General features: G+C 72.7%; 12 protein-coding genes. 9 read left to right on the forward strand and 3 right to left on the reverse strand.

Features of this window, described 5'->3' with window-relative positions; translation table 11 throughout:
* The first annotated feature begins 251 nt into the window (after window positions 1-251).
* The 4 genes from OHT01_RS22535 to OHT01_RS22550 all read left to right on the forward strand — a co-directional run bounded on the left by OHT01_RS22535 (window position 252) and on the right by OHT01_RS22550 (window position 2765).
* On the forward strand, window positions 252-704 hold the full coding sequence (locus OHT01_RS22535) for a DoxX family protein (protein WP_328554927.1): 453 nt from the start codon (window positions 252-254) through the stop codon (window positions 702-704).
* Window positions 705-763: 59 nt separating this feature from the next.
* Window positions 764-1174 carry a Zn-ribbon domain-containing OB-fold protein gene (locus OHT01_RS22540; protein WP_328554928.1) on the forward strand — a complete coding sequence of 137 codons (411 nt, stop codon included), beginning with the start codon at window positions 764-766 and terminating at the stop codon, window positions 1172-1174.
* Window positions 1175-1225: 51 nt separating this feature from the next.
* On the forward strand, window positions 1226-1831 hold the full coding sequence (locus OHT01_RS22545; RefSeq protein WP_328554929.1) for a GNAT family N-acetyltransferase: 606 nt from the start codon (window positions 1226-1228) through the stop codon (window positions 1829-1831).
* Between the two features lie 70 nt (window positions 1832-1901).
* A complete protein-coding gene (locus OHT01_RS22550) occupies window positions 1902-2765 on the forward strand; it encodes a GNAT family N-acetyltransferase (protein WP_328554930.1) in 864 nt (287 codons plus the stop codon).
* Window positions 2766-2881: 116 nt separating this feature from the next.
* On the opposite strand, the gene OHT01_RS22555 is transcribed toward OHT01_RS22550, so the two are convergent.
* Window positions 2882-3538, reverse strand: coding sequence for a pyridoxine/pyridoxamine 5'-phosphate oxidase (locus tag OHT01_RS22555; RefSeq protein WP_328554931.1), 657 nt, complete (start codon window positions 3536-3538; stop codon window positions 2882-2884).
* 34 nt (window positions 3539-3572) lie between these two features.
* Here OHT01_RS22555 and OHT01_RS22560 point away from each other — a divergent pair, with 34 nt between their 5' ends.
* The gene (locus OHT01_RS22560; protein ID WP_328554932.1) at window positions 3573-5030 is read left to right on the forward strand and encodes a hypothetical protein; all 1458 of its coding nucleotides are present in this window, start codon (window positions 3573-3575) and stop codon (window positions 5028-5030) included.
* Window positions 5031-5055: 25 nt separating this feature from the next.
* Here OHT01_RS22560 and OHT01_RS22565 read toward each other — a convergent pair whose 3' ends face one another.
* The gene (locus tag OHT01_RS22565) at window positions 5056-6246 is read right to left on the reverse strand and encodes a thiolase C-terminal domain-containing protein (RefSeq protein WP_328554933.1); all 1191 of its coding nucleotides are present in this window, start codon (window positions 6244-6246) and stop codon (window positions 5056-5058) included.
* Window positions 6247-6463: 217 nt separating this feature from the next.
* Here OHT01_RS22565 and OHT01_RS22570 point away from each other — a divergent pair, with 217 nt between their 5' ends.
* Window positions 6464-7651, forward strand: a complete 1188-nt coding sequence (locus OHT01_RS22570; RefSeq protein ID WP_328554934.1) for an acyl-CoA dehydrogenase family protein — start codon at window positions 6464-6466, stop codon at window positions 7649-7651.
* Window positions 7652-7758: 107 nt separating this feature from the next.
* Entirely contained in the window at window positions 7759-8352 is a 594-nt protein-coding gene (locus OHT01_RS22575) for a nitroreductase/quinone reductase family protein (RefSeq protein ID WP_328554935.1), read from the forward strand.
* A gap of 45 nt (window positions 8353-8397) precedes the next feature.
* On the opposite strand, the gene OHT01_RS22580 is transcribed toward OHT01_RS22575, so the two are convergent.
* Window positions 8398-9033: a TetR family transcriptional regulator gene (locus OHT01_RS22580; protein ID WP_328558221.1), complete on the reverse strand. Its 636-nt coding sequence runs from the start codon at window positions 9031-9033 to the stop codon at window positions 8398-8400.
* 220 nt (window positions 9034-9253) lie between these two features.
* Here OHT01_RS22580 and OHT01_RS22585 point away from each other — a divergent pair, with 220 nt between their 5' ends.
* Window positions 9254-9988 carry a VOC family protein gene (locus tag OHT01_RS22585; protein WP_328554936.1) on the forward strand — a complete coding sequence of 245 codons (735 nt, stop codon included), beginning with the start codon at window positions 9254-9256 and terminating at the stop codon, window positions 9986-9988.
* Between the two features lie 381 nt (window positions 9989-10369).
* On the forward strand, window positions 10370-12700 hold the full coding sequence (locus OHT01_RS22590) for a serine/threonine-protein kinase (protein WP_328554937.1): 2331 nt from the start codon (window positions 10370-10372) through the stop codon (window positions 12698-12700).

Genomic DNA, 12700 nt, shown 5'->3' on the forward strand with positions numbered 1-12700 from the left:
TGCGAAAAGCGCCCTGTTGTCGCAGGTGAGCGCCGGGGTGTACGTCTTTTGGGGGAGCGTGGAATCGGCCCCGCGCGCCCCCTCGGGAGGGGTGGGGGAGGGGGTGTGGGTGGGGGTGGCCGGTGGGCGTTCGTCGTCGCGCACCCTCGTCGGCGGGCCCGGCCTCTTGCGCGGGCGGCCCGGCGCATCGAGACTGGCGGGCACGAAACTGACGGCTCGTCAGATCCGGTACGGGTGCGGGAGGTTCGGCCATGGACACGATCTGGCTCGGCGGGGCGGAATGGCTGGCCGTGCTCCGTATCGGGCTCGGGCTGTGGTGGCTGGAGAGCTGGCGGCACAAGGACCGGAAGGGCTGGTTCGAGCGGGGGACCGGGATCGCGTGGGCCGCGGATGTCGCGTCCAAGCACCGCTGGAACGCCGTACGGTCCGGCTTCGACGCGGTCGTCGCACCGCGCCCACGCGTGATGGCGTACGTCGTCGTGTACGCGGAGCTGGCCCTCGGGCTCGGGCTGGTGGCCGGACTGCTCACGCCCGTCGCCCTGGTGGGAGGGCTGCTCCTCAACGTCCTCTACTTCACGCTGATGATCCACGACTGGGCGGAACAGGGACAGAACGCCGTGATGGCGCTGGTCTCGGCCGTCGCCCTGTTCGCGATGTCCTGGCAGACCTGGTCCCTGGACCACGCCCTGGGGCTCTTCCGGTGAGCGGGACCGCGCGGGCCGGTGGAGCACCGGGGTCCGCCGGTTCGGGTGGCGGGTTCGACGTGCCCGAGGCCGATGCCTTCACCCGGCCGTTCTGGGACGCGGCGGCCCAGGGGCGGTTGCTGATCCGGCACTGCGCGGCCTGCGACCGCGTCCACCACTACCCCCGGGAGTTCTGCCCGTACTGCTGGAGCGAGGACGTGGGCTGGCGGCCCGCGACCGGCCGCGCCACGCTCTACACCTGGTCCGTCGTCCACCGCAACGACCTGCCTCCGTTCGACGGGCGGGTGCCGTACGCCGCCGCCGTCGTGGACCTGGCGGAGGGCCCCCGGATGATGACCGAGGTGGTCGGGTGCGAGGAGGCGGAGCTGCGGATCGGGATGGATCTGGAGGTGGCGTTCCGGGCGGGAGTCCCCGTGTTCCGACCCGCGCCACGCGCCGGGTACCGACCCGGTCCGGTGGTTCTTCCGTGAGCCCGGACGTTCGGGAGTGACCCGTGGGCGTGAACGGGATTCAATGGCTGGATGTCCGACGTCCACGAGCAGTTCGCCGTCCATCCCTTCCCCGAGCTGGCAGGCCTCGGCCTGCGGCTGCGCCCCTGGGACCCGGAGTCCGACGCCGATGTCTCGGCGTATCTGCACGGTCTGGCCGATCCCGAGTTCCAGCGCTGGAACACCCCGCTCAAGTTCGTCCGGGACATCGACTCCGCGCGTGAGGCGCTCGGCAGACGCGTCGCCGCCGCGACGAGCGGCACCGGGGTCTCCTTCTGCGTCACCGACGCGGAGACCGACGGGACGCTGGGCCACATCGGGGTCAACGAGATCGACCACGTCATGAGCTGCGCCCGCGTCGGTTACTGGGTCCTCCCGGAGGCCCGCGGCCGCCAGGTCGCCACCCGCGCGCTGACCCTCGCGGCCCGCTACGCCTTCGTCGATCTCGCCCTGCACCGCCTCGACCTCGGCCACGCCGTGGGCCACGAGGTGTCCTGCCGCGTCGCCGAACGCTGCGGATTCCGGTACGAGGGGACCCTGCGCGGCGCGATGTTCGAGGCGGGGCGCCACGACGCGTTCCGTGACGTACACCTGCACGGACGGCTGGTGACCGATCCGGAGCCCGCGCCGACGCGCTGAGGCCCGGGAGCGGGCATGGGCGGCGGGAAAATCGGAGGCGCGGCCCGGCGGCCGCACGGGATCATCGGACATGACCTCCGTGGCGTACGACTGGCAGCTCACGTATGACCTCGACGCGTTCCTCGGCCGGGCCGGGGACTTCCTCCGGTCGCGGCCCGCGCGGCACACCGTCGCGCTGACCGTGACGGACGGGCTGCGAAGGCGGGGAACCGACCGGTTCGGGGAGAGCGCACCGCTCTTCGGAGCCCTGGAACGGGACGGGGCGGTCGGGGCGGCCTTCTTCCGTACGCCGCCGTACCGGCTGAACCTCACGTCGCTCGACGAGCGCGGAGCGGACACGCTCGCCGCGCTGCTCGCGGACGCGGAGATCGAGGTGCCCGGTGTCACGGCCGACACGGACACCGCCTTGGCCTTCGCCGAGGCCTGGCGGCGGCGGACCGGATCGACGGCCGAGCTCCGGCGGAGCGAGCGGCTGTACGGGCTCGGCGACCTGGCGGTGCCCGAGCCCGCGCCGCCCGGCCGGGCCAGGGTCGCGGGCGAGGCCGACCGGGAGCTGCTCGCTCGCTGGTACACGGAGTTCGCCGAGGCGATCGGCGAGGGCGGGTACCGCGACGGCGGTGGCTGGGCGGACGACCGGATCTCCTACGGCGGTGCCACCTTCTGGGAGACCCCCGACGGCACCCCCGTCGCCATGGCCGGCACGACACCCCCGGTCGCCGGACAGGTCCGCGTCGGCCCCGTCTACACCCCGGCCCCTCTGCGCGGCCGCGGCTACGCCGGTGCCGTCACCGCGGAGGTGAGCCGCGCCGCCGTCGCCACCGGTGTCCAGGCGGTGCTGCTCTTCACCGACCTCGCCAATCCGACCAGCAACAGCCTGTACCAGCGCATCGGTTACCGCCCGGTCTCCGATTTCGCAACGTACGACTTCAGATGACCGTGTCCCTGTCCCTGTCCCTGTCCCTGTCCCTGAGCGTGACCGCTACGACGGTTGCGGCTGCGACCGCGACCGCGAGGGTGGCTGCGGCCGTAGCCGAGCCGTGGCCGTCGGCCTCACGGCCACAGCAACTGCGTGGTCCAGCCGGTCTCCGCGCGGCGGTAGACGAGCCGGGCGTGGCGTCGGCGGGCGTCGCCCTGGAAGAACTCCACCTCGTCCGGGCGGAGGCGGTAGAGGGTCCAGGTGGGGGCGGGGGAGCGCGGGGCGTTCTCGGCCTGTTCCCAGGCCGCGTCCGAAGCCCGGTCCAACTCGGCCAGGGAGGGCAGGACTTCGCTCTGGTGGCCCACCAGCGCGGCGGCCAGGGCACCCGTGGACCGGGCGTGCAGGTCCGCCTGGCTCTCCTCGGGCGGTGCGACCACGACCGGGCCGCGCACCCTGATCTGACGGCCTTGGACGGGCCAGTAGAAGTCGAGCGCCGCGTACGGACGGGCGGCGAGCTGCCGTCCCTTGCGGCTGGTGGCGTGGCTGGCGAAGGCCCAGCCGTCCGCGTCCGCGCCGTGCAGCATCACGATCCGGACGTCGGGCAGGCCCTCCTCGTCCGTCGTCGCCAGCGACATCGTGTGCGGCTCGGTCTGCCCCGCCGCCACGGCCTGCGTGAACCACTCCGTGAACAGCGCCAGTGGTTCGGCGGGCGCGGCCACCGGGTCGAAGGCCGGCAGCTCGACGTCCCACACCCGCAGCGACCTCAGCACCTCGTGCAGATCCGTTCCCATGCACCCGAGTATCGCCCGGAGGAGCGGGACTACCGTGCACACCACCGGACTCGCCCGTATCACGTCGGGCCATGGCATCAACGAAGGCGGCAGAGTGCCTCGAAACGACCACGATCCCCGCCCCCACCACCGGGGCCACCTTCGCCGTCCGGTGCGGCGTCGGACCGGTGTCGCCGTTCCCGGTGCCGTGCTGCTGCTCCTGCTTCCGCTTGCCGCGTGCGATTCCGGCCCCGGCACCGTACAGAAGTCCTCGGTCACCGCCCCCGGGGTCTTCTATCTGCGCCCGCGAGGAGACAAGGTCGGATCCAAGATCAAGACGCGGTTCCATCTGCTGGCCGAGGACATCGGGGCGAGCCGTATCCTTCCGGCGCAGGACCACCGGCTGACCGTCGACGTGCGCGGGTCCGAGAGTGTCGTGCGGCTCAAGATCGTGGGCCTGCACAAGGCCGGTCCCCGGTGCGGCGGCACAGTGCGGGTCACCTGCCGGGTCGGGGGCCGCTACGACAGCTGGTCCGACCTGGATCGCGTGTACCCGGTCGCCGCGAAGGGCAGCCGCCCCGGTGACACGGGAGTCGTCCGCTTCACCTTCACGACGAAGGACGGGAAGAAGCTGACGGCCAGTACCCGGGTCGTGGTCGGCGAGCCGGTGGTGAAGGTGCGGACCCTCAAGGTCATCGATGATGTCCGTCCGGGTACCGACGTCACCGTCCCGCTCGTCGTCCGCAACGACGGCGAGGTCCCGGTGAAGGGGCTCGCCCTGAAACTCGACGCCGGCTCCCTGGACTTCCGGCAGCGGTACGCCAACTGCCTCTACCCACCTCAGAGTCGGGGTCACACGGCCGTCTGCCTCTTCCCCGGGTTACGTATACCGCCGGGCGGGGCCGTCGTCCTGCGCCCCGCGCTGCGCCTGCTCGCGTCGAAGACACGGACGTACACCTCGTTCAGCCAGGACGCCTGGCCGCTCGACTCGGGGCCCGGCAAGGACGACGCGATGCCGCCGGGCGGCGACCACGGCGACGGCCCGGTGCTGAAGACCGAGGCCGCACGCGACTCGGACGGCACCTTCGCCGAGGGGAAGGCCGTCACCGATGTACGCCTGGACATCCACGCCGACTACGAGGTCTTCGGCGTCGAACTGCACGGCGGCCCCGGTACGGAGCGTTCGCTGCGGCTGAAGGTCCGCAACAACGGGCCCGGCAACCCCGGCTCCGGCACGAGACTGGTGTTCACCCCGCCGCCCGGTGCCGTGCTGAAGGAACCCATGGAGGAGATCGACGAGGACACCTACGGGCCGCGCTGCGACTCCGTCCACGGGACGTACAGCTGCCGGCTGGAGGAGCTGGGTCCGGGTGAGAGCAGCGACTTCGAGTTCACCCTGCGCCTCGACGGTCCGGGGGAGGGCAGCGTGACCCTCCAGGACTCCTCGCCGTCGACCGGCCGCCGCGACGCGAACCCCGGCAACGACACCGCCGCCGTCACCGTCCTGCCCTGACCGGCCGGCCGCCGCACCCGCGGCGCTACCGCCCCAGCACCACCGTCCCGGACGAGCAGAACCAGCCGCCGGTGCCGGACGCCACGGCCAGGCGGGGCAGTTCTCCGTCCGGGCGCCGTACCTGTCGTTCCTCCGGCACCTCGCCCCGGAGCTGCCGTACGGCCTCCACCAGCAGGAACAGGCCCCGCATTCCCGGATGCTGGGCCGACAGGCCGCCCCCGTCGGTGTTCACCGGCAGTTCCCCGCCCACCAGCAGCCGCCCCTTCGCGGCGTCCACGAAGGCGCCGCCCTCGCCCTTGGCGCAGAAGCCGAGGTCCTCCAGGGTCACCAGGGTCATGTAGGTGAAGGCGTCGTAGATCTCGGCGAAGTCGATCTCGTCCGGACGGATCCCGGCGCGTTCGAAGGCGAGCCGGCCGCTCACCGCCGCCGGGGAGACGGTGAAGTCCGCCCACTCGGACATGGTGGTGTGGGAGACGTGCTCGCCGGTGCCGAGCACCCACACCGGGGCCGTACGGCAGTCGCTTACGTACTCCTCGGCCGCCAGCAGCACCGCCGCGCCGCCGTCGGAGCGGATGCAGCAGTGCAGCTTGGTGAAGGGGTCCGCGATCATCGGCCCCGACAGGACGTCGTCGACCGTGACCGGGTCGCGGAACATCGCCTCCGGGTTGTGGGCGGCGTTCGCGCGGGCCTGGACGGCCACCGAGGCGAGCTGTTCGAGCGTGGTGCCGTACGTGTGCATGTGGCGGCGCGCGGCCATCGCGTACTTGGCGACGAGCGTGTGGCCGTACGGGACCTCGAACTGGAGCGGGCCCCGGGCGCCGAAGGACAGGTTGCCGGTGCGGCGGCCCGCCCTGATGTCGGCGCGGGCCGTGGAGCCGTAGACGAGCAGGACGGCCTCGGCGTGGCCCGCCGCGATGGCGTCGGCCGCGTGGGCGGCCATGACCTCCCAGGTGGAGCCGCCGACGGAGGTCGAGTCGACCCAGGTGGGCCGAAGGCCCAGGTATTCGGCCACTTCGACGGGAGCGAGCGTGCCGAGTCCCGCCGACGCGAAGCCGTCGATCACCGAGCGGTCCAGACCGGAGTCGGCCAGCGCGCGGCGCGCGGCCTGGGCGTGCAGCGCGTACGGGGTCGTCTCGTCCACGCGGCCGCAGTCGGACAGGGACACGCCGACGACGGCGACCTTTCGACGGCCGTGGCCCGGGGTGGCATGCGTCATGAATCTGACGGTACATCAGATAACCGCCCCACCGGGAGGTGGTCGCACCCCTGTGCATCTGGAACCCGTCGACCTAACATGACGGCCCGTCAGATCACGGGCACCGCCCGGCTGTCCGGCCGCCCGGTGTCTCGCGCCCAACCGTTCGCGCCCAACGCTTTGCGCCCCGGCCGTCCGCGCCCGGCCGTCCACCGCCCGACGAGGGAGGAGCCCGCCCATGGATGCCCATCTCACCGCGGAGCAGGAGGAGATCCGCCGCGCGCTGCGGGAGCTGCTGGTGAAGCGGTGCGGCCCGGAGGAGCTGAGGGCCGCCGAGCGGACCCCCGCGGGCTATGACGCGGCGCTCTGGGAGGCGCTCGCGCAACAGCTCGGGCTGCCCGGACTGGCCCTCCCCGAGGAGTACGGCGGTGTCGGCTGCTCGGTGACCGAACTCGCTCTGGCCTGCGAGGAGCCGGGCCGCTCGCTCGCCCCTTCGCCGCTGCTGTCCACCGCCGTCCTCGCCGCCCCGCTGATCCTGGCCCTCGGTTCCGCGGCCCAGCGCTCGGCCTTGCTGCCGCCGCTGGCCTCCGGCGCGCTGACCGCCGCCCTCGCGGTCCCCGGCGCGGGCCTGGCCACCGCCCTCGGGCTGGTCGGCGACAACCGCGGCGACTGGGCCGGTGGTGGACGCGCCGGAGGCGTCCAGGCGCGCCGGGCGGATGGCGGGTGGCGGCTCTACGGGCAGGCCGCGCAGGTGCTCGACGGGCACAGCGCCGGACTGCTGGTGGTGGCCGCCCACACCGGCGGGTTCGCGCGGTCGCGGACGATGCTGTTCCTGGTGAGAGCCGGGGCCGACGGGCTCGTACGCGCGCGGCAGACGTCCTTGGACGCGACGCGCCCCCAGGCCCGGATCGAACTGCGTGACGTGGGAGCCGAGTTGCTGGGCGAGGAGCGGACCGACGTGCCCGCCGCGCTGGCCGACGTCGGGGACACCGCCGCCGCCGTCCTCGCCGTGGAAGCCGTGGGCGCCGCCGACCGCGCGCTGGAACGGACCGTCGAATACGTGCGCAGGCGTGAGCAGTTCGGGCGGGCGATCGGCTCCTTCCAGGCGGTCAAGCACCGGCTCGCGGATGTGTACGTGGGTGTGCGGGCGGCGCGCTCGGCGGCGTACTACGCGGCCTGGGCCGCCGGGACGGGCGGCGAACGCGTGGGCGGCCTCGCGCTGGCGCAGGCGCTGGAGTCGCTGCGCACCGCCGCCTCCGAGGGCATCCAACTGCACGGCGGCATCGGCTTCACCTGGGAGCACGACGCCCATCTCTACTTCAAGCGGGCGTCCGGCGACGAACTGCTCTTCGGCCCCGTGCACCGGCTGCGCGCGCACGCCGCCGACACCGCGCGGCTCTTCGACGGCGGAGAGGTGACGGTCTGATGGCGGCGGCCGGGCGTTCGCGCGAGGGGGGCGGCACGGAGAGCGGTACGGGATCCGGCGCCGGCGGGAGGACGGGGACTGCCGGTACCGGCACGGGGGCGAGAAGGATGCCGGGTGTGCGGCTGGTCCAGAAGGTCTCCTCGACCCGGATGTTCGCCAAGGTGGCCCCACACCTCGTCCCGGCCCTCGACCGCGCCGTGCACCGGCTGACGCGCGGCAGGGTGCTGCTCAGTGCCCAGATGCTGCCGGGGCTCGTGCTCACCGCACGCGGCGCCAGGAGCGGTCTGGAGCGCCGCACCCCGCTGGCGTGCATGCCGGAGCGCCCGGCGGCGGGTGCGGCCCCGGACGCCGTACCGGGCGAGGCCGCGGGTGGGGCGACGGAGACCGGCTGGATTCTCGTCGGGTCCAACTTCGGCCGTACGGACCACCCGGCCTGGACCGCGAACCTGCTCGCCCGTCCCGACGCGGTCATCAACTGGAAGGGCGAGGACATCCCCGTGACCGCCCGGCTCCTCACGGGCGAGGAACGGGCCGCGGTCTGGCGGACGGCTCTGGCGTTCTGGCCGCCGTACGCCGCCTATCAGGCCCGGGTGGACCGGGAGATACGGCTCTTCCGGATCGTGCGGCGCCCGGCGTCCGCGGGTGCGGCCGGCCCGGACAGCGCAGCGGGCGGCAGCCCACCGGAGAGTCGTCCGGAATGAACTGCCGCCCACATGACAGGAGCTGGGGCGTTCAGGTGCGGGAATCTACTTGGTCGGCTTCTTCCCGGTCACGCCCAGATACACCAACAGCGCGAGATTGGGCTTGAGTTCGGCCTGCTTGACGCCCCAGGTCTGGAACCCCTTCTGGTGCGAGGCGACCGCGGCGAGCATGGCGACGAGGGAACCGGCCATCGCGGCCGGGTTCACGTCCTTGTCCACCTTGCCCTTGGCCTGGAGGTCGGAGACCGAGTCCGTAAGGGAGTTGTTCACGGAGTTCAGGATCTTCATGCGGATCTTGTAGAACCGCTTGTCGCCCTCGGCGGCACCGAGATCGACGACTCGAAGGATCGCGTCGTTCTTGCGCCAGAACTCCAGGAACCCTTCGACGAGTTCCTGCGCGGTCTGCCATCCGGCCTTGCCGACCCAGGAACGTCCTTCGAGCAGCTGGGTCAACCCAGCGCCCTCGGCGGCCATTTGCTCGGCGATCTCCAGGACGGCGCCTTCGACGTCCGGGAAGTACTGGTAGAAGGTAGCCGGTGAAGTGCCTGCCTTCCGGGCGACGTCAATGACTTTGACATCCCGGTAGGGCGAGGAGCTGAGCATCTCGCTGAGGCAGTCGAGCAGCTTCTGCCGGGTCGCCTGCCCACGCCGTCCGGCCACGCGGCCGTCGACGGTACGCACTTGTCCTGTCATGCCGTCAGCTTACCGAGGGGTGATCGGAGCGCGATTCGGCCGACTGCAAATGGGGTGCGGCCCTTCTTCACGGGTGCGGACCGTTCCCGTGAGGCTCCCGACAAGAGGGCGCTTTTTCCCCGCGCGGGGCCCGTGAGCAGGGACGGGACGTCACCGGAGCAGGTGCGCACGCCCTGCGGGATGCGGAAACGGCCGTTAGCTTGGCCGCATGGCCGAATCAGCCGTTGTCGCCGAGTTCTCCGAGGGCGTGCCCTGCTGGGTCGACGCACAGCTCGCCGACGTGGAGGCGGGCAAGCGCTTCTACGGCGGGCTCTTCGGCTGGACGTTCCCCGAGGAGTCCGGGCCGTCGGTCCGGGCCGAGCTGGACGGCGAGCCGGTCGCGGCGCTCACGCCCAAGCTGGACGGGCGGATGCCCACCGTGTGGACGGTCTACTTCGCGACGCCGGACGCCGTGGCGCTCACCCGGCGCATCGCGGAGGCCGGCGGCCACATCATCACCGCGCCCACCGCGGCCGGAGCGAGGGGCGAGCTGGGCACCGCCGCCCTCGCCACCGACCCGGAGGGCGCCGTCTTCGGCCTGTGGCAGCCGGGCAGTCATGCCGGCTTCGCCAAGCGCCACGAGCGGCGCACCTTCTGCTGGGCCGAGCTGTACGCGCGGGACACCGCGACCGTCGACCGGTTCTACGGCGCCCTGTTCCACGACGCGTTGTTCGGGCCCGACGCGACACCCGATTTCGGCCGCGTCCCCGTGGAGGGCGTCTTTCCGGCCGAGATGCCGCCCCATTTCCTGGTCCATTTCGGCGTGGAGGACTGCGAGGAGACACTCGGGACGGTGAACCGCCTCGGTGGCCGGGTCCAGGTGACACCCTTCGACACGTCGTACGGGCGGGTGGCCGTCGTCACGGACAACCAGGGTGCGTCCTTCGCGGTACTTGAACGGTGAAGGTGCTTCGCCAGGCCGTGACATCGGCTCGGAGATGACGGCGTCCCACCGTCGGCACGGTTTCAACGGCACAGCGCGAAACGGTTCTGCGGGACGGGCGCGGCATTTCGACGTGAGGGACGGCACTTCCGGGGTGAGGGGCGGGGTACTTCTGGGGTGAGGGGCGCATTTCGGTCCCGGACCGTCGCGCCCCGGCGGCCGCGCTTCCGCCGGGGTGGTGGTTTTGTCACGAGACACCCCGATCCGCCCCCGGGTTCGCAACCGGCGGCTCGGCCAGGAAGAATCGGGGTGCGTGCCGCCATGGCGGTGCGGTGGTGAGACGCTGCACTGGGCCGCGTTCATACGTGGATGACGCGACCCGTACGGGGAGGTGGCAGGCAAGTGGTGGATCAGCTGACGCAGCACGATCCGCGGCGGATCGGGCCGTTCGAGGTGCTGGGACGGCTGGGTGCCGGCGGCATGGGGCTGGTCTATCTCGCGCGCTCGGCTTCCGGCCGTCGCGTGGCGATCAAGACGGTCCGGACGGAGCTCGCCGAGGACCAGTTGTTCCGGGTCCGCTTCTCCCGTGAGGTCGAGGCGGCCCGAGCCGTCTCGGGTTTCTACACGGCCGCCGTGGTCGACGCCGACGCCCGTGCCGCGGTGCCGTGGCTGGCCACCGCCTACGTGCCCGCGCCCTCGCTAGAGGAAATAGTGAATGAGTGCGGGCCGCTCCCGGCCCAGGCGGTGCGCTGGCTGGCCGCGGGTGTCGCGGAGGCGCTCCAGTCGATCCACGGTGCGGGACTCGTCCACCGCGACCTGAAGCCCTCGAACGTGCTGGTGGTCGAGGACGGGCCGCGCGTGATCGACTTCGGCATCGCGTCCGGCGTCTCGAACACCCGCCTGACCATGACCAACGTCGCCGTCGGAACGCCCGCCTACATGTCGCCCGAGCAGGCGAAGGACTCGCGCAGTGTGACCGGCGCGAGCGATGTCTTCTCGCTCGGCTCGATGCTGGTCTTCGCGGCCACCGGACACGCCCCCTTCCACGGTGCCAACCCGGTCGAGACGGTCTTCATGCTGCTCCGCGAGGGCCCGGACCTCGAAGGCCTCCCCGACGAGCTGCGCCCGCTCATCGAGTCCTGCATGCAGATGGACGCCACGGCCCGCCCCAACCCCGCCGACCTCCAGGCCCAGCTCGCGCCCCACCTCTTCGGCTCCGGCTCCGACGACAGCGGTACGGCGTCGGCCTGGCTGCCCGAGCGGGCGGTGGGCCTGATCGAGACGCGCCGCGGCGGCCGTCCGCCGGTCAAGCCGCCGACCGGGGGGAGCGGACGCAGTGGCGGGGGCCGCCCGATGCTCCCTCCGCCCCCTTCGCACGCCCCGGTGCCCGTGGGGGCGCCCGACACCGGCCCGGTGCGCCTCGCGGGCGCCCCGGTGCCCATCGGCCCCGGCCCGCGCGTCCTGGACGCCCGTGCGGCGGCCGTGAAGGCGCCGCCGCCGGAGGCCGGGCTCGCCGCGTCCTGGTCCCGGCCGCGCATCGGCCTGAACGGCGCCGAACCGGCGCCCGTGGCCACGGTCCCGCCCCCCACGCCCGACGCCTCGGCCGGCTGGCGCCCCTGGCGCTTCCGTATGTCGAACGACGTCTGGGGCACTCCCTCGGTCGCCGACGACCTCGTCTACGTCACCTCCTTCGAAGTCCACGCCCTCGACGTCGCGACCGGCCGCCGCCGTTTCAAGACCCGTGACGTGGCCTGGTCGATGGCCGTGGCGGACGGCCGTATCCACGCGTCCGACGGGCCGACGCTGTTCGCGCTCGAAGCCCGGGAGGGCGCGGATCTCTGGCGCCTGTCCACGGACGCCTGGGTCTACTCCCTTCAGGCCGACCGCGGAACGGTCGTCACCGGCACGCGCGGCGGCGGCATCCAGGCCTGGGAGGCCTCGAACGGCCAGAAGCTCTGGGAGATCAACGGCGCCCAGACGGACTTCGAGTCCCCGGAGTCCGGTCCGGCGATCCACGACGGCACGGTGTACGTCTGGAAGGACGCCCGGCTGCGCGCGCTGGAGGCCCGTACGGGCGACGAGCGCTGGTCGTACCCGATCGGCGACACGGCCTCCTGCGGCGGTGTACCGGTCCGCATCACCCACGCGCCCGACGGCTGTGCCTACATCTCCGCCGGCACCCGCGTCCTCGCCGTGGACGTGGCGAGCGGTCACGTCCGCTGGCACTTCGAGGCCCCGGCCGTCTTCCTCTGCGCGCCCACCTTCGCCCCGGGCCCGGCGGTGACGGGCGGCGGTGTCTACCTCGCCGACTACCTCGGCACGGTGTACGCCCTCGACGCGACCGACGGCCGCGACCGCTGGCGCATCGCCACCGAGTCCCGCGCCTCCACCGAGCCGGTTCTCGTCGCCGCCGGACACGTCCATGTCGGCAGCGGCAAGGGTCTGTACACGCTGGACGCCGTCACCGGCACCCCGAAGTGGCGCTTCCAGGCCGGGGGCGACCTGGTCGGAGCACCGGCGGTGGCCGAGGGCCGTATCCACTTCGGCTCCACGGACCATCTCCTGTACACGCTGAAGGCCGACGACGGGCGCCTGCGCTGGAAGCTGGCCACCGGCGGCGAGATCACCGGGGCGCCCGTGGTCAAGGACGGGGTCGTGTACGCGTGCAGCAAGGACCGCTGCGTGTACGCGCTGGACGCGGAGAAGGGAACCGGGACGGCCCGCACGACGTGA

It is taken from the genome of Streptomyces sp. NBC_00358 (genome assembly GCF_036099295.1).
Lineage (GTDB): Bacteria > Actinomycetota > Actinomycetes > Streptomycetales > Streptomycetaceae > Streptomyces.